This window comes from Staphylococcus schweitzeri, from assembly GCF_002902405.1.
In the GTDB taxonomy this organism is placed as follows: Bacteria; Bacillota; Bacilli; order Staphylococcales; family Staphylococcaceae; genus Staphylococcus; species Staphylococcus schweitzeri.
Genome location: NZ_PPQS01000025.1, coordinates 50161 through 76567 on the forward strand (window position 1 = coordinate 50161; position 26407 = coordinate 76567).

Annotated in this window: 27 protein-coding genes and 1 pseudogene; 18 read left to right on the forward strand and 10 right to left on the reverse strand. The window is 30.9% G+C overall.

What is annotated here, in order from left to right:
• Window positions 1-157 precede the first annotated feature (157 nt).
• The 5 genes from pmtR to pmtD are packed head-to-tail and all read left to right on the forward strand — an operon-like array spanning window position 158 to window position 3721.
• A complete protein-coding gene (pmtR, locus tag CD116_RS04590) occupies window positions 158-538 on the forward strand; it encodes a PSM export ABC transporter transcriptional regulator PmtR (protein ID WP_000691584.1) in 381 nt (126 codons plus the stop codon).
• Window positions 535-1431, forward strand: coding sequence for a phenol-soluble modulin export ABC transporter ATP-binding protein PmtA (pmtA, locus tag CD116_RS04595; RefSeq protein WP_047550511.1), 897 nt, complete (start codon window positions 535-537; stop codon window positions 1429-1431). Before pmtR ends, pmtA begins: the two co-directional genes overlap by 4 nt.
• Window positions 1432-2112, forward strand: a complete 681-nt coding sequence (gene pmtB / locus CD116_RS04600; protein WP_047550509.1) for a phenol-soluble modulin export ABC transporter permease subunit PmtB — start codon at window positions 1432-1434, stop codon at window positions 2110-2112.
• Entirely contained in the window at window positions 2109-2981 is an 873-nt protein-coding gene (pmtC, locus tag CD116_RS04605; protein WP_047427365.1) for a phenol-soluble modulin export ABC transporter ATP-binding protein PmtC, read from the forward strand. The genes pmtB and pmtC overlap by 4 nt, the downstream gene beginning before the upstream one ends.
• Window positions 2981-3721 (forward strand): phenol-soluble modulin export ABC transporter permease subunit PmtD, encoded by a 741-nt coding sequence (pmtD, locus tag CD116_RS04610; RefSeq protein ID WP_047427367.1) that lies wholly within the window; start codon window positions 2981-2983, stop codon window positions 3719-3721. The genes pmtC and pmtD overlap by 1 nt, the downstream gene beginning before the upstream one ends.
• Window positions 3722-3786: 65 nt before the next feature.
• On the opposite strand, the gene CD116_RS04615 is transcribed toward pmtD, so the two are convergent.
• Window positions 3787-4350: a thioredoxin family protein gene (locus CD116_RS04615; protein WP_047450253.1), complete on the reverse strand. Its 564-nt coding sequence runs from the start codon at window positions 4348-4350 to the stop codon at window positions 3787-3789.
• 159 nt (window positions 4351-4509) lie between these two features.
• Here CD116_RS04615 and CD116_RS04620 point away from each other — a divergent pair, with 159 nt between their 5' ends.
• The 3 genes from CD116_RS04620 (at window position 4510) to CD116_RS04630 (ending at window position 6453) form a co-directional block, all read left to right on the forward strand.
• On the forward strand, window positions 4510-4995 hold the full coding sequence (locus CD116_RS04620) for a hypothetical protein (RefSeq protein ID WP_051973850.1): 486 nt from the start codon (window positions 4510-4512) through the stop codon (window positions 4993-4995).
• A gap of 61 nt (window positions 4996-5056) precedes the next feature.
• Entirely contained in the window at window positions 5057-5614 is a 558-nt protein-coding gene (locus tag CD116_RS04625) for an HAAS signaling domain-containing protein (RefSeq protein ID WP_047427373.1), read from the forward strand.
• Entirely contained in the window at window positions 5611-6453 is an 843-nt protein-coding gene (locus CD116_RS04630; protein ID WP_047531525.1) for a DUF4097 family beta strand repeat-containing protein, read from the forward strand. Before CD116_RS04625 ends, CD116_RS04630 begins: the two co-directional genes overlap by 4 nt.
• 56 nt (window positions 6454-6509) lie before the next feature.
• Here CD116_RS04630 and CD116_RS04635 read toward each other — a convergent pair whose 3' ends face one another.
• The gene (locus tag CD116_RS04635) at window positions 6510-7550 is read right to left on the reverse strand and encodes a C45 family autoproteolytic acyltransferase/hydrolase (protein WP_047450260.1); all 1041 of its coding nucleotides are present in this window, start codon (window positions 7548-7550) and stop codon (window positions 6510-6512) included.
• Between the two features lie 451 nt (window positions 7551-8001).
• Between CD116_RS04635 and CD116_RS04640 the strand changes: the two genes are divergently transcribed.
• A complete protein-coding gene (locus CD116_RS04640; RefSeq protein ID WP_000267034.1) occupies window positions 8002-8175 on the forward strand; it encodes a hypothetical protein in 174 nt (57 codons plus the stop codon).
• A 62-nt stretch (window positions 8176-8237) separates the two neighbouring features.
• Here the strand turns inward: CD116_RS04640 and CD116_RS04645 are convergent, their stop codons facing one another.
• Window positions 8238-8630: a YolD-like family protein gene (locus tag CD116_RS04645; protein WP_047550505.1), complete on the reverse strand. Its 393-nt coding sequence runs from the start codon at window positions 8628-8630 to the stop codon at window positions 8238-8240.
• Between the two features lie 334 nt (window positions 8631-8964).
• Here CD116_RS04645 and pglS point away from each other — a divergent pair, with 334 nt between their 5' ends.
• Window positions 8965-9993, forward strand: coding sequence for a 6-phosphogluconolactonase (gene pglS, locus CD116_RS04650; RefSeq protein WP_047550502.1), 1029 nt, complete (start codon window positions 8965-8967; stop codon window positions 9991-9993).
• 115 nt (window positions 9994-10108) lie between these two features.
• Here the strand turns inward: pglS and CD116_RS04655 are convergent, their stop codons facing one another.
• Entirely contained in the window at window positions 10109-11488 is a 1380-nt protein-coding gene (locus CD116_RS04655) for an aldehyde dehydrogenase (RefSeq protein ID WP_047531535.1), read from the reverse strand.
• 137 nt (window positions 11489-11625) lie between these two features.
• Between CD116_RS04655 and CD116_RS14115 the strand changes: the two are divergent.
• A pseudogene (locus CD116_RS14115) lies at window positions 11626-11709 on the forward strand (hypothetical protein); the annotation flags it as partial.
• 258 nt (window positions 11710-11967) lie between these two features.
• Here the strand turns inward: CD116_RS14115 and CD116_RS04660 are convergent.
• Together CD116_RS04660 and CD116_RS04665 are read right to left on the reverse strand one after the other, a co-directional pair.
• On the reverse strand, window positions 11968-12897 hold the full coding sequence (locus tag CD116_RS04660; protein ID WP_001140874.1) for a manganese-dependent inorganic pyrophosphatase: 930 nt from the start codon (window positions 12895-12897) through the stop codon (window positions 11968-11970).
• A 52-nt stretch (window positions 12898-12949) separates the two neighbouring features.
• Complete coding sequence (locus tag CD116_RS04665) at window positions 12950-13510, reverse strand: cysteine hydrolase family protein (protein ID WP_000149689.1); 561 nt, start codon at window positions 13508-13510, stop codon at window positions 12950-12952.
• A 385-nt stretch (window positions 13511-13895) separates the two neighbouring features.
• On the opposite strand from CD116_RS04665, the gene CD116_RS04670 reads away from it, so the two are divergent.
• Together CD116_RS04670 and CD116_RS04675 are read left to right on the forward strand one after the other, a co-directional pair.
• The gene (locus tag CD116_RS04670) at window positions 13896-14993 is read left to right on the forward strand and encodes a glycosyl hydrolase family 28-related protein (protein WP_047550500.1); all 1098 of its coding nucleotides are present in this window, start codon (window positions 13896-13898) and stop codon (window positions 14991-14993) included.
• A 201-nt stretch (window positions 14994-15194) separates the two neighbouring features.
• A complete protein-coding gene (locus tag CD116_RS04675; RefSeq protein ID WP_047531542.1) occupies window positions 15195-16757 on the forward strand; it encodes an SLC13 family permease in 1563 nt (520 codons plus the stop codon).
• Between the two features lie 169 nt (window positions 16758-16926).
• On the opposite strand, the gene CD116_RS04680 is transcribed toward CD116_RS04675, so the two are convergent.
• Together CD116_RS04680 and CD116_RS04685 are read right to left on the reverse strand one after the other, a co-directional pair.
• Window positions 16927-17721 (reverse strand): prephenate dehydratase, encoded by a 795-nt coding sequence (locus CD116_RS04680; RefSeq protein ID WP_047550497.1) that lies wholly within the window; start codon window positions 17719-17721, stop codon window positions 16927-16929.
• 19 nt (window positions 17722-17740) lie between these two features.
• A complete protein-coding gene (locus CD116_RS04685; protein ID WP_047531546.1) occupies window positions 17741-18817 on the reverse strand; it encodes a nitric oxide synthase oxygenase in 1077 nt (358 codons plus the stop codon).
• Between the two features lie 183 nt (window positions 18818-19000).
• On the opposite strand from CD116_RS04685, the gene CD116_RS04690 reads away from it, so the two are divergent.
• The 4 genes from CD116_RS04690 to CD116_RS04705 all read left to right on the forward strand — a co-directional run bounded on the left by CD116_RS04690 (window position 19001) and on the right by CD116_RS04705 (window position 22327).
• Complete coding sequence (locus tag CD116_RS04690; protein ID WP_047531555.1) at window positions 19001-20470, forward strand: nicotinate phosphoribosyltransferase; 1470 nt, start codon at window positions 19001-19003, stop codon at window positions 20468-20470.
• Complete coding sequence (nadE, locus tag CD116_RS04695; protein ID WP_047550494.1) at window positions 20463-21284, forward strand: ammonia-dependent NAD(+) synthetase; 822 nt, start codon at window positions 20463-20465, stop codon at window positions 21282-21284. The genes CD116_RS04690 and nadE overlap by 8 nt, the downstream gene beginning before the upstream one ends.
• 286 nt (window positions 21285-21570) lie before the next feature.
• Window positions 21571-22173, forward strand: coding sequence for a DUF2179 domain-containing protein (locus CD116_RS04700; RefSeq protein WP_000011540.1), 603 nt, complete (start codon window positions 21571-21573; stop codon window positions 22171-22173).
• A complete protein-coding gene (locus CD116_RS04705) occupies window positions 22154-22327 on the forward strand; it encodes an NETI motif-containing protein (protein WP_047531560.1) in 174 nt (57 codons plus the stop codon). The genes CD116_RS04700 and CD116_RS04705 overlap by 20 nt, the downstream gene beginning before the upstream one ends.
• Before the next feature lie 290 nt (window positions 22328-22617).
• Here the strand turns inward: CD116_RS04705 and CD116_RS04710 are convergent, their stop codons facing one another.
• Window positions 22618-22944: a staphostatin A gene (locus tag CD116_RS04710; protein WP_047427406.1), complete on the reverse strand. Its 327-nt coding sequence runs from the start codon at window positions 22942-22944 to the stop codon at window positions 22618-22620.
• A gap of 30 nt (window positions 22945-22974) precedes the next feature.
• Window positions 22975-24141 (reverse strand): cysteine protease staphopain A, encoded by a 1167-nt coding sequence (gene scpA, locus CD116_RS04715; RefSeq protein ID WP_047531567.1) that lies wholly within the window; start codon window positions 24139-24141, stop codon window positions 22975-22977.
• An 863-nt stretch (window positions 24142-25004) separates the two neighbouring features.
• Between scpA and purB the strand changes: the two genes are divergently transcribed.
• The gene (gene purB, locus CD116_RS04725) at window positions 25005-26303 is read left to right on the forward strand and encodes an adenylosuccinate lyase (RefSeq protein WP_047427410.1); all 1299 of its coding nucleotides are present in this window, start codon (window positions 25005-25007) and stop codon (window positions 26301-26303) included.
• Window positions 26304-26407: the final 104 nt, after the last annotated feature.

Below are 26407 nucleotides of genomic sequence, written 5' to 3' on the forward strand. Positions count from 1 at the left end.
TGCAACGAAAGTTTTAGCCTTGTTGTCCTTTGATTAAATATTCATAAGCATGTTATTAAGTAGACATTGAAGCGGTTAATAGAAAAAGAATGTATATTTACAAAACTGTGCATATTGTGTATATTGTATATATACAGATGCTGATAGGGGGACGTTGATGAAAATAATTTTAAAAAACAATAGTGATTTTCCGATTTATGAGCAGATCAAGCAACAAGTAAAACAAAATATTTTAAAGGGTCATGTTGCTCCTGGAGAGCATTTGCCATCAATGAGAGAACTTGCCAAAGATCTCCAAGTAAGTTTGATTACTACCAAACGTGCCTATGAAGATTTAGAGAAAGATGGTTTTGTTACCACAATAAGAGGTAAAGGCACTTTTGTTAAGGAGCAAGATAGTTCGATTTTAAAAGAGAAACAATTTTTTACCATTGAAAATTTGGTTAAAGAATTGGTTAATGAAGCGCAAGCCATCGAAATGTCGCTTGAGGAACTTCAAGATATTTTAACATTCATTTACGAGGAGGAATCGTCATGAATGCGATAGAATTAAGTAATGTTTCTTATTCACATGATCATTTTAATTTAAAAAATATCTCTTTCAATGTTCCTCAAGGATTTATTACTGTTTTTATTGGTAGAAATGGCGCCGGTAAAACCACAATAATAAGGTTGATTATGGACTTGTATCAGCCACAAACTGGTACTATTAGAGTATTAGAAGATGATATGGCCCTCAATCCGATAGAGTTAAAGAATAGAATTGGATTTGTTTACGCTGAAAATTACTTTAATGAGAGATGGACTGCGAAGCAACTCGAAAAAATGATTGCCCCATTTTATAGTAAATGGGATCAGCAAGTGTTTGAGTTTTATCTTGAAAAGTTCGATTTACCAATCAATAAAGCAATAAGAACATTTTCAACTGGCATGAAAATGAAACTATCATTAGCTGTTGCATTTTCACATCATGCCGATTTGTATATTTTTGATGAGCCTACTTCAGGTCTTGATCCCTTAGCTAGAAATGAGTTATTGGAGATAATTCAGCAGGAATTAATTGATGAAAATAAAACAATTTTTATGTCGACACACATTATTTCAGATTTAGAAAAAATAGCTGATTATATCATTCACTTAAGTGATGGTGAAATTATCTTAAATGGTTCAAAAGAAAAACTATTGCAAAGGTATCAAATTGTGAGTGGTGCAATTGAAGACTTGGATGTTGAATTAGCATCTCTACTTATTTTTGAAGAGCATAAGCGTACTGGATTTATAGGGTTAACAGAACATGCACAAGTATTTAAAGAAATTTTAGGCCACAAAGTGAATATCACTACACCTTCTATTGAAAACTTAATGGTTTATCTTGAAAAAAGGAAACCTAAATATCATGAAAACATCAAATTGATGGAAGAAGGTTTTTAAATGAAGTCATTGTTAATTAGGAATTTTAAATTACGACGATATACACTTATCATCTATGCTCTATTATTAGCCTTATATCCTATTTATGTAATGGTTGACTCAACAAAGTTCTTTTATCTATTTCAGTCTTTTATAAGTCCAGCAATATTGATTATTTGGATTTTAGATGCTGGTCACTTATTTAGACTGAATCGTAGATTAGGTGGTAATGATGCATACTATTTTTATATGAGTTTACCAGTGTCAAAAAAACAATTGCTTAATGCTAACTATATTACATGCATTGTTTTAACATTAATTGGTACGCTTGTCATTAGTTTATACGCTTATGAAGCAGATGTAATTGAACCAAATTCAATCTATTTCTCTACTGCATATGCATTTGTCATATCCAATTTCTTATCTATACCAATTGCATTTAGTCAATTTACAGAATTACGTAGAGCGAAAGTACCATATGGTATATACGTGTTTACTATTATCATTTTAGTTCCATTTTTATTTTCAATTATAATAGTGTTGGTGAATTATTTTGTTTTAAGACAATCAGCATTCCCAGATTTATATTCATATATTTTAAATATCGGTTTTCTAATTATAAGCATTGTTATACTTAGTGTTAATTATTTTAAACAGCTCAATAAAATAAATGCTAGAAAGTTTAAAGGAGGCAGTCGATGAAATTAGAACATATTACAAAGAAATACGGCTCTAATGTCGTTTTAAATGACATAGATTTTGACTTTGGCGATAGTAGAATTGTCGGATTAATAGGAAAAAACGGTGTTGGTAAAACAACAGTTATGAAAGTAATGAATGGTAATATTATTAAGTTTGATGGAAAAATGGATATTAATCATGCAGATAATATCGGTTTTTTAATTGAGCATCCTAAATTATATGATAATAAATCAGGATTGTATAACTTGAAATTATTTGCACAAGTATTAGGTAAGGGTTTTGATAAAGCATACACAGATAAAATTATAGATGCATTTGGTATGCGACCTTATATTAAAAAGAAAGTTAAGAAATATTCAATGGGGATGAAGCAAAAGTTAGCGATTGCAGTATCCTTAATGAATAAACCGAAGTTTTTAATTTTGGATGAGCCTACAAATGGTATGGATCCAGATGGCTCAATCGATGTGCTAAATACAATTAAGTCTTTAGTGAACGAACTTGATATGAGAATTCTAATATCAAGTCATAAGTTAGAAGACATTGAATTAATTTGTGATAGAGCAATATTTTTAAGAGATGGACATTTTGTTCAAGATGTAAACATGGAGGAAGGTGTTGCATCTGACACAACGATAGTTACTGTTGATCATAAAGACTTTGATAGAACTGAAAAATATCTTGCAGAGCATTTCCAATTACAAAATGTCGACAAAGCAGACGGACATTTAATGATCAATGCACAAAAAAATTATCAAGTTATACTCAAAGCATTATCTGAATTAGATATTTATCCGAAATATATTGAAACACGTAAAAGTTCATTGCGTGATACGTACTTCAATATAAACCAAAGAGGTGATAAATAATGAGAATTTTAAATTTAGTAAAGTATGATATTTATAGTATTTTAAAAAGTCCATTAACATATATTTCGATATTAGTGGTATCAGGTTTAATTGCATTACTAAGTGTGCTTATGGCAAATGATGTAAATAACCCGAAACATATTATTTCATATGAATCTGTATTTGCTGCAGCAAGATGGCTATTGTTAATTATAGGATTAATGTTTGTTATTAAGACTATTACACGTGATTTTTCACAAGGTACAATTCAACTTTATATGAGTAAAGTTAAAACACGTGTTGGTTACATTATTTCAAAAACAATTTCAATCATTTTAATTTCAATTCTCTTTGCGATAACTCATTATGCGATTTTGATTACTGTACAAGCTTTTAGTAATGGTAAAAATCTGCCGTTCTCTAAGTATCTTGATAACTTATGGTTCTTTATAATTTTTTTACTATTCTATGGTTTGTTACTATTTTTATGCACACTTGCATCACAAAAAACAGCATTGATATTTTCTTTAGGTGTATTTTTAGTATTGATTGTGCCGTTTATTAAACCATTTATAAGTTTAATTCCTAGGTTTGGCGAAAAAATACTAGATGCTTTTAAGTATGTTCCATTTGATTATTTAACTAATGAAATGGTTAATTCTACTTTTGATTTTACCAATTGGCAATGGGTCATTTCATTAGGTTCTATAGTTATATTTTTCATATTGACTATCATATATGCAGCTAAAAAAGACATTTAATTTAAACATTTTGAGGTTGGGAATTTAATAACTTCCCAACCTCAAAATTTGTCTTTATATATTTTTTATTTGTTTTCTAATTTGTTTAGGATGGAGTTATAAACTGCTTTCCAAAATGATGAATCTGTTTTGTAACGATTTGAAATGACCAAATGTGCTTCCTTTTCTAAATCTGCATAGTCAGGATGATCTTTGCTCGGTAATTTATCCGCACGAACATCAGTTACAAATTTTTGGACTTCATTTGCTCTTGGTCCCCAAACTGTTTCTTGTTCGAATTGATCATTTAAGAAAACAAAAATAGGGATTGCACGTGATTTTCCGTTTGTTAAATATTGATCGATTAATTTCGTATCATCATCTCTATGGAATACACGTACTTCTAGATTTAATGCTTCACTGATGTGTTTTAAAATAGGAAGATTCATCATTGCATCTCCACACCAGTCTTCAGTAATTACTAATACTTTAGAATAATTCATCTCTTTTATTTTTTTGATGCGTGAATCATTTTCTGGTAATTCAAAAGATTGATAAATGTTAAGAACATTATCCTTGTTCGTTTTCATTCCTTCAATGTATTCATTTAAGGGCTGGCTATTTTTGAAATAAGTTTCTAAATTTGTCATTGTAAAAACCTCCTTTAGCATTTATAACATTATACCAAGTTATGCCAATAAAAGGTAATGAAATAAATTAATTGCAAATTCTATGTTAATTTTTGTTAAGGATGAAACAAAAAGCACCTTGTGCTATATTTAAATAAGTATTAAGAAAGGGTGACATCAGTGCGTATTCAAAATCGATGGGTTGTATTTACATTGTTTTTAATTTGTTCTATTGGTGTACTAATTGGTTTATATCAATATCGCCATACAAAAACTGTAGATTTATCTGCTGTTGAAATAAATGATATTAAATTAAACGAAAAGTTTAATAGTAAAGGTTATGAAGTGAATAAAAAGATCAAATTTGATCGTTTTAAATTTTATAACAGTAAAGCACACCCTGATTTCACTGTTAAAGTTAGAGAAAAGGATAATGTAGTAAAAGGAATTATATTAGTGAAAGATGAAAAGGTATCTACAAACTTTGATGGATCGATAGACTCCCCAATCAATGATGCAATTGATAACCTTGGATTCGGATATAAAAAATCAAATGTTGGTAATGATTTTGAATCAGTAAAATATATTGATAGAGATCATCATTTGAAATTAAACTTACTATATCAAGATCAAGAAATTAAGCGTATTGAATTTTTTAGTAAATAATTTATAGGCTTAGGGTAGTATAGAATGATAATGAATAATTTAATCAGGATGAGTGACCTATATGAACAAGATTACTTATTTAAATGAATTAGAGACGGCACTTGATGCGTTACCTAGACATTTACGAGATCAAAAAATGTATGAGTATGAGCGGTACTTTTATGAACAAGAGCTTAATGGTGTTGATGAAGAAGAAATATTAAGGAAATTAAAAGATCCTCAAGATGTTGCGACTGAGACGAAGGCAAGAAGTGTTATAGATTACGCTGAGTCAAAGCCAACATTCGAAAATATTTCAAGAGCAGTTGCAGCATCATTAAGTTTGGGTATTTTATCTATTTTTGTAATTCTTATTCCGGTGTCAATTGTTGGTTTATTTGTATTAGCTTTATTTTTAATTTCATTGTTGTTACTATTTTGTCCTATTATTTTATTAGCCTCAGCGATATCTAGAGGTATTGTTGATTCAATTAGTAATGTGTTTTTTGCAATATCATATTCAGGATTAGGATTAGTTTGTATCATTGTTATATTTAAAGTTTTGGAATACATCTACCGTTTAATCTTAAAATACTTACTTTGGTACATTAAAACCGTTAAAGGAAGCGTTAGAAAATGAAGAAACTCTTTTTTATTGGTCTTATTGTGTTTGTGACCTTTTTCACTGCAGCAACCATTATCTGGTTTACGTATGATAAGAATAAATACGGTACCAAACAATACGATAAAACATTTAAGGATAACGCTTTTAATCGCGTAGCTATTAATTTAGATAGTACTGAACTTCGTATTAAACATGGAAAGCAATTTAGGGTTAAATATGAGGGTGACAATGATGTATTAATTAATGTAGAAGATAAGACATTGAAAATTAGTGATAAAAGGTCAAAGACAAGAGGTTACGCTATTGACATGAATCCATTTCATGAAAATAAGAAAACATTAACTCTTGAAATACCGGATAAAATGATTAAACGTTTGAACGTTATGTCTGGAGCTGGCGGTGTTAATATTAAAGGCGTTAATTTAGACAATACTAATATACAAAGTATTAATGGCAAAGTATCTATCACTGATACAAATATTGACTCGCTCGATTCAAAAACTAATAATAGTCCTACATATATAAGTGATAGCAATATTAATAATAGTAATATTACAGTGAGTATTGGGACACTAAAGGTTGAAAATAGTCATATTAGCAATTCTATATTTTTAAATGATAATGGTGATATTGATTTTGAAAAGATGCCATCAACAGTTGACGCAAAAGCTTCGACAAAAGAAGGAGATATTCACTTTAAGTATGGTAATCAACCTCAAGATACAATATTAAAGTTAAATCCTGGGACTGGAAAAAGTGTCGTGAAGAACAAAGGATTTAAGAATGGCAAAGTAGGCAAGAGCGATAATGCGTTAGAGTTTTATACGATTGATGGAAATATTAGAATTGATTAGAAGTCTGAATATGCACCGATATTAGAAAAAACTGATTTTCTAATATCGGTGTCTTTTTATTTGTTAGCAAACGTTAAGTCAGTATCAATATTACCAGTGAAATGTGTGATATTAAGTTCTTGACCAGCTAGCCATGATTTGAAATCTATAATTTCTGGTGTTGCATTTTCACCTAGAGTAAAGTAGGCGGATAATGTTTCGGGGTGATACATTGATGTATGGATGGTGCCAGACCAGCTTTTGAATAGTTTACTATAAATTTCATACTGCGGATCATTGAATAACTTAAATGCCGTATCCATATCTAAGTTTTCATAAGTTTGTGAAATGGTACGTGCTAATCTCTCTTTGGATTCTTTTGTATAGTTACGATTTTCATGTGTTAATATTTCAAAATGATTTGTACATGTATTATCGTAACGGATATCAATTGATCGCGGAGTTACTTCAACAATGGCATGATTTAATGATTGGTCCATTAGTATATAACTAAATGAGCTTCTGTGTGGAATGTCTTTCAATAATTGGATTGCCTCTGTTACACTTCGGCAATTTTCGAGAATTAGGCGGCCAATCATATAACAAACAAAACCATTTGCTGGTTTCTTGCGGTGCATAAAGTTGTAGCCCATAGCTAATCCTGCCTCATTCATACCATCCATTCTTCCTGTCACTCTTGATACAGGACCAATTTGAGCTAATCCTCTATCGGTAGGTTGATATAACAAATAGCGACCATCGTATGTAGCGGGATGGTAGTCGTAGTTTCTAACCATGAAGTCCTTACCTTGAAAGACAGTACATCCGCTTTCTTTTAAATCGGTAAAACGGTAGTGGCCAAAGTTTAATATAATTTGTCGTGTCGGTATTTTGAGTATACTTTGTAGTCCCATTAATTCTTCCCATATTTGCGGAGCATAAGTTTGAAAAATTTGATATGTTTCATTTACATCTATGTCAAAACGAGGCACACGTTTTTTCCATTCTTTTTCGCGATTTTTTAGCAGAGGTGTTTGAAGAAGCCAATTGGCAGTTTCAACACCTAATTCGAAATGAGAACCTCTAAAAGTCATAATATCTGATGTTACTTGTTGCATGTCATCATTCCTCTTTCTTTTTTATTGTAATATATTGTAAATAAATAGTAATCGTATGTATATTGAATGTCATGCTAAATAAAGTTATATTTTACTAAATGAAATATAACATTGTTTGAGGTGATTTCTCAGTGTATAAAACTTATCAATCAGTTAAAACATATTTTTATAGATGGTGGGGATATTAAGTTAAAAAGCTTAAAAACATCTTATCATAAATATTAATCTTAAGTTAGCACTCACGAAAAGGTCATTGTTAACATTAGCATTTAAGGTCAAGTCGCGATGATTTAGAGAATCCTCGACATTTTTTGAAATAATCATTAACTTGCTCACTATATTATTTGATGAGTATCTCTCAGAAAAGCGGGTATATATTTAATGATTATTCTATATATGATAGTATAATGAACTGTAGACAGGTATTTAATTTAACAGAGGTGAAATTGAGATGTGGAATTTTATTAAATGTGTATTTAAATTCGTATTTAGCTTAGTTGCTATTACAACGCTAGTTGCTGGTGTTGGTGTGGTAGCTTTTGCATATATCTTCAAGAAAGATTTTGAAGATATTGAAAGAAAGACTAAAGAAATTATTTCTGATATTGAAAGTAAAAATAATTAATAATACCGAGGCGAGAACAATATTGATTGTTCTTGCCTTTTTTTTGAGAAAAATTAAGATAACTAGACAATATCTAAAATATCAAATACAGAAAGTTTTTGGCGTTGTTGTGATTTATAAATATGACCTTCAATTTCATAATTTATAGCATCAATACGATAAATGATTAAACGAAGAGAATCAATAAAGCCGTTATTATAAAATTTAATTTCTACCGGTTGCGCATATTGTAATGCTTCATGTAATCGGATATTTAACTCAGTCAATTGATCATCTGATAATATGGGACGAGTGATTTTGTTCTGATCGATAATATACCGTTGAATTGTTTCGAATTGCTCAGGTAATGTTGCAAAAGGTGCCCATTTTATCATGCCTCTTCCCATAGGTATATTGCTATCTAATAATTCACATGGAATATTACGATAATCAGTTTCCTCTTCATAATTTGTCATCATTTACTCACCTCAATCTAATAATTACATTATACGAACATACGTTCTATTTTGCAACAAGAAATTGGTAATGATAATAAAATTTACTTTGAATTTAGCGAATGATGTTTTATAAAAAGGGATATTTGATGGCGAATTTGTTGCGTCAATAAAAAGATTTTTAATAATATTTATAAATATGACTTTAAGTTAACGATACAAATCTTAAACTATTATCCTCAGTATTGGATATAATTCGCTGGTGTTTTTATGAGTGTGTACATGATAAATAATTGTTAATTCGCACTAAAATTTAATAAAATAGATATAAGACTAACATGGAGGGGTTAAAGCTATGACACAAGGATATATTGGTTCATATACTAAAAAAAACGGCAAAGGAATTTATCATTTTGATTTAAATGAAGACCAGTCAAGTATGGATTTATTAGAAACAGGATTTGAATTAGAAGCATCTACATATTTAGTACGTAATAACCATTTTTTATATGGAATCACTAAAGAAGGTGAGCAATGTGGTGTTGCCAGCTTGAAAATTGATGGAAATGGCAAATTAAGTTTGTTAAACAAGTGTTTACCTTCAACAGCTGGGACAGGTTGTTATGTATCACTTTCAGAAGATAAGCAATACTTATTTGAAGCTGTATACGGTGCTGGAATTATACGCATGTATGAATTAGACACATATACAGGTGAAATCGTACGCTTGGTTCAAGAACTCACACACGATTTTCAAACAGGTTCACATGACAGACAAGACCGACCACACGCACATTATATTAATCAAACGCCAGATGGTAAGTATGTTGCTGTAACGGATTTAGGTGCAGATAGAATCGTTACTTATACATTTGATAAAAATGGCTTTGAATTTTACAGCCAATCTCAATTTAAAGACAGTGATGGTACAAGACATATTGAGTTTCATAATAATGGAAAATATGCATACGTTGTGCATGAATTATCAAATACTGTAAGTGTGACTAAGTATAATGATGGCAAATTTGAAGAAGTTGAACGTCATTTAACAATTCCTGAAAATTTTGATGGAGATACTAAACTGGCAGCAGTAAGATTATCCCAGGATCAACGATTCTTGTATGTATCAAATAGAGGGCATGATAGTATTGCAATTTTTAAAGTACTTGAAAATGGTCAACACTTAGAATTAGTCACAATTACTGAAAGTGGAGGAGAATTCCCAAGAGACTTTAATATTACATCATCAGATAAGTTTCTAGTTTGTGCACATGAACAAGGAGATTCAGTCGTTACTGTGTTTGAAAGAAGTAAAGAGACGGGTGAAATTACACGATGTGATAGTAGTCAAAAAGCTCCTGAAGGTGTATGTGTTATATTTTAACTATTAATAGATAATAAGAAAGAAACCATGTTTCCGAACTAATTGAATGTATCTTGCAAAATAATATTTTCAAGACATCATAGCAGGGAAGCATGGTTTGTTTTAATTTTATTATCTAATTTTTAAAGAAAGCTTTAATGTATTTGAATTTACCTTTATATGGTGGTAAATGTAGCCCTGATTCTAATCGAGTAGATTTGAAAATGTAACTTTTTTCATGAGTAAAGGTATCGAATGAATATTTACCATGATAACGCCCCATACCTGATGTACCTACACCACCAAATGGTAAATTAGGATTTGCTAATTGCATCAATGTGTCATTAATAGCACCACCACCAAACGATAATTCATTTAATACACGTTGTGTTGCATTTTCATCTTCGCTAAATAAATAAAGACTTAAAGGTTTAGGTCTTTGTTGAATAAAATTAATAGCTTCATCAAATGATTGATACGTTAAAATCGGTAAGATTGGGCCGAATATTTCTTCTTGCATAATTGCTGCATCACTAGTTACATTATCTAACAATGTCGGCTCAATGTAACGTGCTTCTTCATCACTATGACCACCAAATACAATATTCATTTGCGCATCATTAAGTAAAGTTGTAAGACGATGATGATGCTTCAGATTTACAATGCGTCCATAATCTGGACTTTGTTGAATATTTTGACCATAAAATTCACGCAATGTTTTGGATAGGGCTGTTATTAAATCATCTTTCACAGATTCGTGGACTAAAATATAATCTGGTGCGACACATGTTTGTCCTGCATTTGTGAATTTACCAAAACAAATCCGCTCACTTGCAACTTTAATATTTGCTGTTTCATCTACAATGACAGGGGATTTTCCGCCCATTTCTAATGTTACTGGTACTAAATTTTGGCTTGCAGCTTGATAAACCACTTTACCTACATTTTCACTTCCTGTAAAGAAGATGTAGTCAAATGGTAAATGAATTAAAGTTTGTGTTTCTTCAATCCCACCTTCAATAACTTCAATGTAATTTGCATCAAATGTATCATTGATTAAACGCTTTATAACATTGGCAACATTTGGTGTTAATTCAGACGGTTTAATGATAGCTGTATTTCCAGCAGCAATTGCTCCTATAAGTGGTTCGAATATTAATTGGAAAGGGTAGTTGAAAGGCGCAATAATTAGTACTGTTCCATAAGGTTCTTTTTTGATATAACTTTTGGTTGGAAATAAATATAAGGGTGTGTCTACGTTTTTAGTTTTAGTCCAATTTTTAAGTTCTTTCCGTGCATTTTTGATACTTTTTAAAGTAATACCGATTTCTGTGGCATATGCTTCAACTTTGTTTTTACCCAAATCTTGAAATAATGCTTCTAAAATATCATGTTCATATGATTTGATGGCTTTACTTAATTTTTTTAACTGTTGTTTACGAAAATTAACATCTTTTGTCTGTTGTGTATTGAAAAAGGCTTTATTATTATAAAATGATTGCTCGATACTATTCATATTGATAAGAACCTCCTTATTATTAATTTTTTTGAAAAGATGACAGATAGCTTTTTTAGCGTATTTTAAAAATTTAATCGTCATCTTAATAATATATTGTTAATGTTAAAAAAGTGTGATGAGTCAATTGTAAATATATTTATAACTTTAATCATAACGAAAAAGGTATAGAGAAAACAAAAATTTATACTTGGCGTTGTAAATATAGTTTTAAAAGGTAAAAGAATGTCGGAATAAAGTTACAGAAATTACTATATATTATATTCATCAAGGTCAAGTAGTAGTGCTAAAGTTAACATCACGGGATAGCTATATCGTGACCTTAAAATGGTAAATGTATGTACATATCTCTCGTTTTGCAGTGAGTATATTATTTTTCGACGTACAAAAAACAGTTCATTAAAAGTAAAATTACATCTACTTTAATGAACTGTTGTTAAATTATATAATGTCAAAAATTGAGCAGTTACGTATGAAATTTATTTTGTCAATGCTTCAGTGATTTGAGGTACTATTTGTTTTTTACGAGAAACAACACCAGATAAAAATGCCATATCATCTTCTAATTGAACATTGAATGCCTCACCGACTTTATCTTTTTCAGCACCTACAACTAAGATTTTAGAATCACTATTAATAATATCAGTTACAACAAGTACGAATAAGTCGTATTTTTCTTGAGCACTAACAGCAAGCATTTCTCGTTCTAAATCTTCTTTGCGATTTAACACTTCATCAAGGTCAACTGCATTGACTTGTGCAATACGTGTCACGTAATCACCCATAGTGAATGATTTAGCATCCATATTTAATAAGAATTCAACTGATTTGTCAGTTGTTGAAGCGCCTGCTTTTAACATATCTAAGCCGTATTTTTGAATATCAACTTTAGCGATATCTTTTAATTCTTCAGCTGCTTTAACATCTTGTTGTGTACATGTTGGTGATTTGAAAAGTAAGCTATCTGAGATAATTGCTGATAACATTAAACCAGCAATTTCAGGTTTAATTTCAAAGCCACGTTCTCTGAACATTTTGTAAAGGATTGTAGCTGTACAACCAACAGGTTCAGCACGATAACATAAAGGACCAGCAGTTTCGAAATTCGCAATTCTATGATGATCGATTACATGCTTAATTGTAGCAGCGGCAATTGTATCAGAGCTTTGTTGAAATTCGTTGTGGTCAACTAAGATAACATCTTGTCCTTCAAGATTATCAGTTAGTAATTCCGGAGCAGGTACATTAAATGTATCTAACGCGAATTGTGTTTCTGCGCTTACATCACCTAAGCGGTATGCTTTAGCACCTGAATTGCCTCTAAGTTGTTCAAATTCTGCCATAATAATCGCAGATGAAATTGCATCAGTGTCTGGATTTTTATGTCCGAAAATATATGTTTTAGCCATTGTCAAATATCTCCCTTGTATATTGTATTCTTTAAAATTATTTTAGCATGATTTAAACGTGTTGTTCTACCTCTGCACCTAATGAGTTTTTGAAATGTGCAAGTGCCCACTCATGCCCTTTTTGATTAAATGAAGCTACACCCTCAGCAGGCACTGAAATTTTATAGCCTAAATTGTATGCAGAAATTGCCGTGTGTAATACGCAAATATCAGTACATACGCCAACGATTTCTACTTGATTAATACTTCTTTCTCTCAATAAACTATCAAGTGGGGTACCAAAGAACGAATCGTAGCGGGTTTTGTCAATGAAATGTACATTAGATTGCGCTTTGATTGTTTCATATAATTTACCAACTTTACCGTATAATTCTCTGCCACGAGTTTCTACTATATTGTGTGGTGGGAATAATTTACTTTCAGGATGATGAATGTCATGTAAATAATGTAAATCCATTAAAAAGAATATATGGTCTTGATAATAATTAAAATCATTGATACGAGAAACAATAAAATCTTCTATATTTTGTCCGGGTTTACCACAAGTAAGTAAGCCATCGTCTGCGATAAAATCATATGAATAGTCAACAACTAATAGTGCGCGATGTGTCATTCAACATCTCTCCTATATAATAATAAAATAAACTCCCATCTATTCATAAATGCTAGAGTAATTTTTAACCCAAATGGTTAATATATAAATATAGATTAAGTATATAGATTAATCAACTTTTTTGGAAGAGTAAATAACGTAATCACTCAATATTATGGGATATTTTTGAACTATATTTTAAAAAATGAATTTATAAATACTAGATTTGGCAGGTAAGTAACTAAGATTGCAATGCGGCGATTTATGAATATATGTATGCTGTGGATTTTAAAAAAGTAACTTAAAGTAATGTTGGTACGTGAATCTAAACAAATATATAAGGTTATAAATTAAATAATGGGATATTATAAGAAGTAATTAGAAAATAAACAAAGGATGACAATTTATGCATATTAATGCGAAAGATTTTGGATTAACTGGTCATAATACAAAGAAAGATACACGAGCAATACAACGCGCACTAAACTATGGTTATCGGAAGCAGACAACGGTGCATATACCAAAAGGTACATATGATATTTGTAAACCATTAACGATATATGGTAATACAACATTAGTTCTGGATAATGAAACGATATTAAGACGTTGTAATTCTGGAACGTTATTAAAGAATGGACACCGTTATGGATTTTATAGAGGTTATAATGGTAACAGCCATATTCATATTAAAGGTGGAACGTTTGATATGAATGGTGTGGATTATCCTTACAATAACACGGCCATGTGTATGGGACATGCGGAAGACATTCAATTAATTGGCGTGACAATTAAAAATGTAGTTAGTGGTCATGCTCTTGATGCGTGTGGTATTAATGGACTTTATATCAAAGATTGTTCGTTTGAAGGATTCGTCGATTATAGTGGAGAACGTTTTTACTCTGAAGCGATACAGCTAGATATTCAAGTACCTGGCGCTTTTCCGAAATTCGGAACCACAGATGGCACGATTACTAAAAATGTCATAATTGATCATTGTTATTTTGGACCTTCTGAATTGCCTGAAATGAGAAGCTGGAATCGAGCTATTGGCTCACATGCGAGTAGACATAATTGTTATTACGATAATGTTCACATTATTAATAATACATTTGAAGATATACAAGGCTATGCATTGACACCTTTGAAATACAAAGATACGTACATTATTAATAATAGATTTATTGATTGCCAAGGTGGAATAAGATATCTAGGAGTAAGAGATGGTAAAAATGCAGCGGATGTATTAACTGGACAAGATTTAGGATCACAGGCTGGTATAAATCTGAATATCATTGAAAATGAATTTTTAGGACCAATGGAAAAAGATGCTATACATGTGCGCAATTACAATAACGTAAAACATAAAGATGTTCTAATAGTAGGTAATAAATTTAATAATCTATTGCAGGAGATACATTTAGAAGATATTGATAGAGTATTTTTAAGTTCAATTGAAGCGGATATTAAAGTGACGACAATTAATGTCAATGATATAAAAAAATAGAAAGTGGATATAAATAGGATTGAGAGTAAGAAATAATTTCTTGAAAGCGCATTCATAAAACGGTATAAATATGCTATAATAAACCCAATTATCTGAAAAAAGGGGCATTTTGACGGTAATGATAATACAAGTTATACAACTTTCTGTATGTTTTTAAAGTTAGTTAGCTATGCTTGGCAGAATCAAATGAGGGGGATTTTTATGGCTATTTTTAACCAATATCAATTAACGACTTCAAAAAGATATTTAACTTTCTTTTCAACATCAAAGAAAAAGAAACCATTTAGTATGGGACAACTTATTGGGCTAATATTAGGGCCATTACTATTTCTTTTAACTTTAGTGTTTTTTCATCCACAAGACTTACCTTGGAAAGGCGTTTATGTATTAGCAATTACTTTATGGATTGCAACATGGTGGATTACAGAAGCGATACCAATCGCAGCGACAAGTTTATTGCCAATTGTGTTGTTGCCATTAGGACATATACTTACACCAGAACAGGTATCATCTGAATATGGTAATGATATTATCTTTTTATTTTTAGGTGGATTTATATTAGCGATTGCTATGGAAAGATGGAACTTACATACGAGAGTAGCTTTAACAATAATTAATTTAATTGGTGCGAGCACTTCGAAAATATTACTTGGATTTATGGTTGCAACGGGATTCTTATCGATGTTTGTATCGAATACTGCGGCAGTAATGATCATGATTCCAATTGGTTTAGCAATAATTAAAGAGGCACATGATTTGCAAGATGTTAATACGAATCAAGAAAGTATTAAAAAATTTGAAACATCATTAGTTTTAGCAATTGGCTACGCTGGTACTATTGGTGGATTAGGCACGCTTATCGGAACGCCCCCATTAATTATTTTAAAAGGACAATATATGCAACATTTCGGACATGAAATTAGTTTTGCGAAATGGATGATTGTAGGGATTCCGACAGTCATTATTTTATTAGGCATTACTTGGCTTTACTTAAGGTATGTTGCATTTAGACATGACTTAAAATACTTACCTGGTGGTCAGGACTTAATTAAACTAAAGTTAGATGAGCTTGGAAAGATGAAGTATGAAGAAAAAGTGGTACAAACCATTTTTGTCCTCGCCAGTTTATTATGGATTACAAGGGAATTTCTATTGAAAAAATGGGAAGTAACTTCAGCTGTAGCAGATGGTACAATAGCTATTTTTATTTCAATACTATTATTTATTATTCCAGCTAAAAATACTGAAAAACATCGACGTATCATTGACTGGGAAGTAGCAAAAGAGCTCCCTTGGGGCGTATTAATTTTATTTGGTGGAGGTTTAGCTTTAGCAAAAGGGATTTCGCAAAGTGGTTTGGCAAAATGGTTAGGTGAACAGTTGAAATCATTAAATGGTGTTAGCCCAATTCTTATCGTAATAGTCATTACTATTTTTGTTTTATTTTTAACTGAAGTAACATCGAATACGGCTACGGCAACGATGATTTTACCAATTTTAGCAACATTATCTGTAGCTGTGGGTGTTCATCCATTGTTATTAATGGCGCCAGCAGCGATGGCGGCTAATTGTGCATACATGTTACCAGTTGGAACGCCGCCTAATGCAATCGTCTTTGGCTCTGGAAAAATTTCTATTAAACAAATGGCATCAGTAGGATTTTGGGTAAACTTAATTAGTGCGATTATCATTATATTAGTTGTATATTATGTCATGCCGATAGTTTTAGGTATTGATATAAATCAACCATTGCCTTTGAAATAGCAAATGAAGTTTAGAATAAAAATAAAAAGCAACATTAACATATGCAAGAACTAGTTGTAAATATATATAAACAATGCAAACAAAAGAAAGTCAACCAAGGATGGATTCCAATTTTAATCCTTGGTTGACTTATTATTTTAATTAAATTATAGAACCTAGAAAATAAAGTTTAATTAAAGGCGCCAATCATTTCTACTTTGAAATCTAAGGTTTCTAAAATAGCAATGACTTTCTTTATATCTGTTGTAATTGCAGAATCAGCCTGAACGAAAAAACGATACATACCTAATTGTGTTTTTAAAGGACGAGACTCGATCCAAGATAAATTAATATTAAACAAGGCAAATGTATTAAGTACACTTGCTAACAACCCAGGTTTATCATGCATTGGTGTAATTAGAAACATCAGTGATGTCGCATTTTGATCAAATCGCTGCTGATTTTTAATAACTAAAAAACGTGTCACGTTATGTGGGTAGTCTTCAATATGTGTATCAATAGGTGTAAAACCATAAGATTCACCACTACCCAAAGGTGCAATTGCTGCAACGCCATTTTCAATTTTGGTCAAACTTTGAATTGTACTGTCGACATAATCGTATTCAAATTGATGTTGATGTATGTAATTTGTTGTTTGACTGATTGCTGGTGCAATAGAATACACTTTTTTAATATCAGAAATGGAATCTGTATCAATACCATATAATGCAAAGTTAATATCTAAACGTATTTCACCGTGTGCAAAGACATCTTGTTGTGCAAGTGCATCTGCCACAATGTTGATTGTTCCTTCTATAGAATTTTCAATAGGGACAACACCAATCGATGTATTATCATCTGCAACTGCTTTGATGACTTCAAATAAATTTGACTTTGGTTGAAAAGTTATTTCATTTTCAGAAAAATACTGACGACAAGCCAAATATGAAAATGTACCTTTAGGTCCTAAATAATATAATTGCATATGCTACACCTCTACTAACTTAATGATGGAAAGGGCACTGGTTAGCATTTGATTCTTTCTTTTTATAGAAAAAGTTTGGATCTTTTACTGTATTGTCATATCCATGGTGATAATTTGACGTCAATGTTGGAGATAATGGCGGTGCTAGCCAAGACCATTTTCCAGTAACTTGACGACCTTGTTGTGCTTCATTACGTTCGAATAGTTCGAATTGCTTTGCAGCAGTCAAATGATCGACAATTGATACGCCTTCTTTTTTAAAGGAATGATACACAGCATAGTTCAGTTCAACAAGTGCTCGATCTTTATTAAATGAATTATTTTTAAGTGTATCAAATTCGAACGCATCTGCAACTTTTTCTAGTAAATTGTAACGGTAATCATCAATAAAGTTACGTACGCCAATTTCAGTTACCATATACCAACCGTTAAAGGGTGCGGTTGGATATACAATGCCGCCGATTTTTAAATCCATATTGGAAATGATAGGGACTGCATACCATTTTAAGTTCAATTTTTTTAATTTTGGATAGCAATCATGTTCAATGGGTACTTCTTTAATTAATGAAGTAGGATATTCGTAAAATTTAACTGATTCATTAGGTAATTGGTAAATTAACGGTAACACGTCAAAATTAGTACCTTTTCCTTGCCAACCTAAATGATTTGCTAAGCGTGTGACTTCTTTTTCAACAGGATCACCACAATTGTCATAGCCTGCATATCGAATAAGTTGATTGTTGAAGATTTTGGGCCCATTTTTTGGTGCATATATAGTAATATAAGGCTTTAATTTACCATTGTTTGTGGCTTGAGTAATATGATTAATAATTGATGATAAAAATGATTCTTCATCCTGTACATCTCTCGCATCAACTACATTGAGTGAATCCCAAAATAAGCGTCCAATACAACGATTTGAATTACGCCAAGCCATCTTAGCACCATAAATAAGTTCTTCTTCTGTATGTGTATATGTCCCAGTTTCTTTTATTTCTAGTTCTATGTCATGTAAACGTTTATTGATAATTTGCGTTTCATAATGACACTCTTTATACATGTTTTCTATGAAAGCTTGAGCCTCTTTAAATAACATTAACAACACCTCACTTTATATTATAATCTACATTTTTAAAATACTCTTATAAATTATGTATCTGTCATTAAATTGTTGCATGATTAAGATTGAAAGTCTGTAAAATAAGGGACTCTATTACATATTAAAAATTGAATTATGATAAAATGTAAGAAAATATTTAGGTCGATTGGAGAGATACGAGTGTACCAATTAAAAGACGACAGTTTAATGCTACATAATGATTTATATCAAATAAATATGGCTGAAAGTTATTGGAATGATAATATACATGAAAAAATGGCTGTATTTGATTTATATTTTAGAAAAATGCCATTTAACAGTGGATATGCAGTTTTTAATGGTTTAAAACGTGTGATTGATTTTATAGAGCATTTTGGTTTTTCAGAATCAGATTTAGAATATTTAAAATCTATCGGATATAAAGATGATTTCTTGTCATACTTAAAAGATTTAAAATTTACAGGAAGTATTCGTTCAATGCAAGAAGGAGAACTATGTTTTGGAAATGAGCCATTACTTCGTGTGGAGGCACCGTTAATTCAAGCACAGTTAATTGAAACTATTTTGTTAAACATTGTAAATTTCCATACTTTAATTACAACAAAAGCAAGTCGAATTCGTCAAATTGCATCAAATGATAATTTAATGGAATTTGGTACACGTCGTGCCCAAGAGATTGATGCTGCATTATGGGGGGCTAGGGCTGCATACATTGGTGGATTTGATTCTACTAGTAATGTCAGAGCAGGGAAACTATTTGGTATACCGGTTTCAGGAACACATGCACATGCATTTGTACAAACTTATGGAGATGAATATACTGCTTTTAAAAAATATGCTGAAAGACATAAAAATTGCGTATTCTTAGTAGATACATTCCATACTTTAAAATCAGGAGTGCCGACTGCAATTAAAGTGGCTAAAGAATTAGGCGATAAAATTAACTTTGTAGGTATTCGACTTGACTCAGGAGATATTGCATATTTATCTAAAGAAGCAAGACGTATGCTTGATGAAGCAGGATTTACTAATACTAAAATTATTGCATCAAATGATTTAGATGAAGAGACAATTACAAGTTTAAAAGCACAAGGAGCTAAAGTAGATTCATGGGGTGTTGGCACTAAATTGATTACAGGGTATGACCAACCAGCATTAGGTGCAGTATATAAACTTGTTTCGATAGAAAATGAAGATGGGACATATAGCGATCGCATTAAATTATCAAACAATGCAGAAAAAGTTACGACTCCCGGTAAGAAAAAAGTATATCGCATCATTAATAAGAAAACCGGTAAAGCAGAAGGGGACTATATTACTCTAGAAAATGAAAACCCATATGATGAAAAGCCGTTAAAACTATTTCATCCTGTTCATACCTATAAAATGAAATTTATAAAATCTTTCGAAGCGATTGATTTACATCATAATATTTATGAAAATGGAAAATTAGTATATCAAATGCCGACGGAAGATGAATCACGAGATTATCTAACTCAAGGTTTACAATCGATTTGGGATGAAAATAAACGATTCTTAAACCCACAAGAGTATCCAGTCGATTTAAGCAAGGCATGTTGGGATAATAAACATAAACGTATTTTCGAAGTAGCAGAACATGTTAAGGAGATGGAAGAAGATAATGACTAAATTACAAGATGTTATTGTAGAAGAAATGAAAGTCAAAAAAAGTATTAATAGTGCTGAAGAAATTGCAGAATTAAAACAATTTGTAAAAAGCTATGTACAATCACATTCATTTATTAAATCACTCGTATTAGGTATTTCAGGTGGGCAAGATTCAACATTAGTAGGAAAGTTAGTACAAATGGCAGTAAATGAATTACGTGGAGAAGGTAATGAATGTACATTTATAGCAGTTAAGTTACCTTATGGTATTCAAAAAGACGCACACGAAGTTGAACAAGCATTGAAGTTTATTAATCCGGACGAGATTGTCACAGTAAATATTAAACCTGCAGTTGATCAAAGTGTTCAATCATTAAAAGAAGCAGGCATTGTACTTACAGATTTTCAAAAGGGAAATGAAAAAGCCCGTGAACGTATGAAAGTACAATTTTCAATTGCATCAAATCGTCAAGGTATTGTAGTAGGAACCGACCATTCAGCCGAAAATATTACAGGTTTTTACACGAAATATGGTGATGGAGCTGCAGATATTGCGCCAATATTTGGTTTGAATAAACGACAAGGACGTCAATTATTGGAATACTTGGGGGCGCCAAGACAATTATACGAAAAAACACCAACGGCAGATTTAGAAGACGACAAACCGCAGCTTCCTGATGAAGAAGCATTAGGAGTGACTTATGAAGCAATTGATGATTACTTAGAAGGAAAACCAGTTGCATCAGAAGATCAAAAAGTGATTGAAAATCACTATGTTAGAAACGCACATAAACGTGAATTGGCATATACAAGATACACATGGCCAAAAGTATAAAAGCAAGACTTTTATTAGGCAGAGGTAATTGTATATTTAGCTAAATGACTGAATCAACGATAAATGAGACAAAAATGAAAATCTTAAATAAATATTTTAAAATTCAAATCTGTGAAATGTGCATATAAAGCTAACTGAAATAATTTTAAGTATAAATCTAAAATAAGCTTAATTCACTATTTATTTCTTAGAGATTTCGTACTATATTATATTAATATGCATTCATTATGATTAGATTGAAACGGATCGAAAATTAAAGTGTAATTGAAAGAGAGTGTGGCGTCTTATGTCATTCGTAACAGAAAACCCATGGTTAATGGTATTGACTATATTTATCATTAACGTTTGTTATGTAACGTTTTTAACGATGCGAACAATTTTAACGTTGAAAGGATATCGTTATATTGCAGCGTCAGTAAGCTTTTTAGAAGTATTGATTTATATCGTTGGTCTAGGATTAGTAATGTCTAATTTAGATCACATCCAAAATATTATTGCATATGCATTTGGCTTTTCAATTGGTATCATTGTTGGTATGAAAATTGAAGAAAAACTTGCACTTGGTTATACAGTAGTAAATGTAACTTCGGCAGAATACGAGCTTGATTTACCAAATGAATTGCGAAATTTAGGGTATGGCGTTACACACTATGCTGCATTTGGACGAGATGGTAGTCGAATGGTAATGCAAATACTGACACCAAGAAAATATGAACGTAAATTAATGGATACAATCAAAAATTTAGATCCAAAAGCATTTATCATTGCGTATGAGCCAAGAAATATACATGGTGGTTTCTGGACAAAAGGCATTCGTCGTAGAAAACTTAAAAATTATCAACCGGAAGAACTTGAAAGTGTTGTAGAACATGAAATTCAAAGTAGCTGATAATGAAACTATTACTGATTGTTTAACTCGAATGAAGAAGCAAGGATATATGCCTGTAAAACGTCTTGAAAAACCTGTATTTCAAGAACAAAAAGATGGAACAATTGAAGTTTCACATCAAGAAATCATTTTTGTCGGAAAGAAAATTCAATAACATAATCCAATTTAAATAATGATTATTTGAATTGGAAAGGCTATTCAAAGTTTGAGTGATTATAATTTGAATAGCCTTAGTATTTATACATGCAAGATGCTCAATCCATATTGTATGAGAAACCCCCAGCAAGCTATATAAAGCATATGCTGGGGGTTCTTAATATTTTAAAATCATTGTTAAATTATATATATCATCGCTTTTTCTAAAACAATCTCATCGCATGAAATTTTTTCTTCCTAGAGACCTTTAATAAGATTAATAGTTTACTTAATCATATCTAGATAGTCTTATGACCTATGTTTAATGAAAGTCATTCTAGGAGAAGTTCCCAAAGCTTCTGTGTTCATTATTGTTAGTAGTATTTTATTATCATTTGGTATAAATATTTCAATAACAATTGAGCTATTATTTTTATTATATAATGTGAGTTGTTTGTGTTCTGCATTTATATATTTGCAAATGTAATCAGAATCGTCTGAGGTACTGAGAATAAATTTTAAAGGGCTATCATTTAAATCTTGAGGATGCCATTCTCCCTCAATAATATTAAGATAATACTTAGCCTCTGAATTACATTTGAATTTATCAATACTAAATAATTCAAATTGTTCCATAATATTATTTACCTTTCTAAAATACAAATTTTAATAACCATAAATAGATGAATACCATTGATAATGGTCGCCATTGGATACTGGAATAACATTGTTTTTAGCATCTTGAGTCATAAAACCATTATCCCATGGATTCCATATAATGATAACCTCTTGTCCATTGTCTAATTTAGCGTTCCCAACAACTGCCATGGCATGCCCTGCGTGCATACCGTTTCTTGATTCTACTCTACTACCTAAAACAGCAATTCCTTTATTATTTTTAGTAAGATTGTCAACTTCATTATATGTAGTCATTCTATTAAGAAATTGTGGATTTCTTCCCTGAGTTTGTCCAAAATAAATCATCTCTCTTGGTGTTAAACCAGTAAATTGGAATTGTTGTCCTTGTATGTTTGGGTGTAAAAATCTCATAACAGCTTCTGCATGATATTTGTTAGTATTATAAGTTGCATTTAGTAATGCAGACATCGTATAGCCTGCACACCAACCATTGTTACCTTGAGTTTCTCTTATATTGAAATTCTCAAGTTTATTTACATATTGCTCGTTGTAAGTATAATTATTACTTTTAAATTGACTAGTTGGCATAGTGACAGAAGCTTTTTGCTTTAGTTGCGTTACATTATTGCCAGTAGGTATACTCTCGGTCTTTTTTACCTTTTTATCTTCTAGACGTGGTGTTTTTAGTACGAGTTTAGCTTTATGATTTTGAGTTACCACATAGTAACCTTTTGAGTTTGTCAAAATAGTAATTTGTTGATCTTTATATTGATTTAAGACTTTAGATAAAAATGGAGAAACATTGATTGTGTATTTAGAAGATGAACTAGAATACTTAGTGACTTTTGGTGAAATTGTAACTATATAATCGATATTACCTTCAGTGTTCAAAACTGGAAAATAATAATTACCATCACTCTTCTTGTTGAATTTATAAATTTTAAAAGGTTCACCAAGTGTATACGAGGCTTTCTCTTTATTATAGATTTTATCAAGTGAAGTAACATAAGAAAGATAGTCTTTTTGCGCTAAATTACGTACGTCAGTAGGAACTCTCTTATCCTCGACATTAACTTGCACATGCTTCTTATCTTTTGCTTTGATATTTGAATTGCTCTCAGCGTTTGCAATAGGGGTAACACTTAAAGAAAGTATTAAACTTAAAGCTATTAATTTTGGAAAGTTTCTTTTCATATAAAAACTCCTTTATTTTATTATAAAATAATTATATTAAATTTAGTTAAGAGTTTCAATATAATTTTTTAATCTATGTTTAAAAAATATTTAATTTTTACACATTATCAGTTTATGTAATAATTTAGTAGCTTATTTACTAAATTGTTAGCATCTCATTCAATAATTAATATGATCGAAAGTTTCATGAAAATATATTAGTCGATTTTGAAAGAAGCGTAGTTAATTTATGTCTTTCTATAAGAATTTACTATTAAGAAAATCTCTGCGTATTTTTCTATAATCAGTTTCGTATTTATACGATTCTGGAGTTCAATATTAATGGCTTATATTTAAAATGTTACACCTATGCAATAGAACATATATTCTTTTTGTGAGTAGAAAATTTGTTATATTAGAAGTGAATAATTTTAAAACATATTATGAAATCTAAGAAGAAATATTATGAAACTAGGTAAAGTAGATTGTTGAAAATTCCATACAATAGGAGAAGTAAAGTGAATAATATCTGGTATTACTAAAGCTATTGATTGTCCTAATTGTAATAAAAAGTTGGATAGTGTAGGTGAGGGGAGAAAAACTAAAATGCAATAATATATTCTTAATGGATCATTATAAATGCCAATTAGATTAAAGTGTTGCGAACATTTACAATTAGAAATCAGTATTAATCTGCAATAGATAATTGTATTAATGTAAAAAATAAAATAAAATGAGAATATACGGAAATTTTTTATACATTTATAACCAATTCTGTTAAACTGTGAAGAGTAGAGTTAAAAACGAACATTATAAAACTTATAACGATTAATGTTCTGTTTATTATAAAAAATCTGAGTATACATACGATAGGAGTTAAAAAAATGATTGAACGTTATTCTAGAGAAGAAATGTCTAATATTTGGACTGATCAAAATCGCTATGAAGCATGGTTAGAAGTAGAAATTTTAGCATGTGAAGCATGGAGTGAATTAGGTCATATTCCTAAAGAAGATGTACAAAAAATTCGCCAAAATGCAAAAGTAAATGTCGAACGTGCTCAAGAAATTGAGCAAGAAACGCGCCATGATGTTGTAGCTTTTACTAGACAAGTCTCTGAAACACTAGGTGAAGAACGTAAGTGGGTACATTATGGTTTAACTTCTACTGATGTTGTAGATACAGCTTTGAGTTTTGTTATTAAACAAGCGAATGACATTATTGAAAAAGATTTAGAAAGATTTATCGAAGTTCTAGCTGAAAAAGCGAAAAATTATAAATATACATTAATGATGGGACGTACACATGGTGTTCATGCAGAACCAACAACATTTGGTGTTAAAATGGCACTATGGTATACGGAAATGCAACGTAACTTAAAGCGTTTTAAACAAGTTAGAGAAGAAATCGAAGTTGGTAAAATGAGTGGTGCAGTAGGTACATTTGCTAACATTCCACCTGAAATTGAAAGTTACGTTTGTAAGCATTTAGGAATCGGAACAGCGCCTGTTTCAACACAGACATTACAACGCGACCGACATGCTTATTATATTGCGACATTGGCATTAATCGCGACGTCTTTAGAAAAATTTGCGGTTGAAATTCGTAATTTACAAAAGACTGAAACAAGAGAAGTGGAAGAAGCTTTTGCAAAAGGACAAAAAGGATCATCTGCAATGCCGCATAAACGAAATCCAATAGGTTCTGAAAATATAACTGGTATTTCAAGAGTAATTCGAGGATACATTACAACTGCATATGAAAATGTGCCACTATGGCATGAAAGAGATATATCTCATTCTTCAGCTGAGCGAATTATGTTACCAGATGTTACAATAGCATTAGATTATGCATTGAATCGTTTCACTAACATTGTGGATCGCCTGACAGTATTTGAAGATAACATGCGTAATAATATTGATAAAACTTTTGGATTAATTTTCTCACAACGAGTTTTACTTGCATTAATTAATAAAGGCATGGTTCGCGAAGAAGCTTATGATAAAGTACAACCAAAAGCTATGACATCATGGGAAACAAAAACACCTTTCCGTGAATTAATTGAACAAGATGAAACAATTACAAATGTTTTATCAAAAGAAGAATTAGATGAATGTTTTAATCCTAAACATCACTTGAATCAAGTTGATACTATTTTTGTACGTGCAGGATTATCAGAATAATTGACGAAGTGACGCTATAGACCCGAACATAAGTATAAATTGCTACACTTTAGTAGATTAATGCGTTAAAATGACATAAAGAATAAAATTATAGGGGTTGTTTC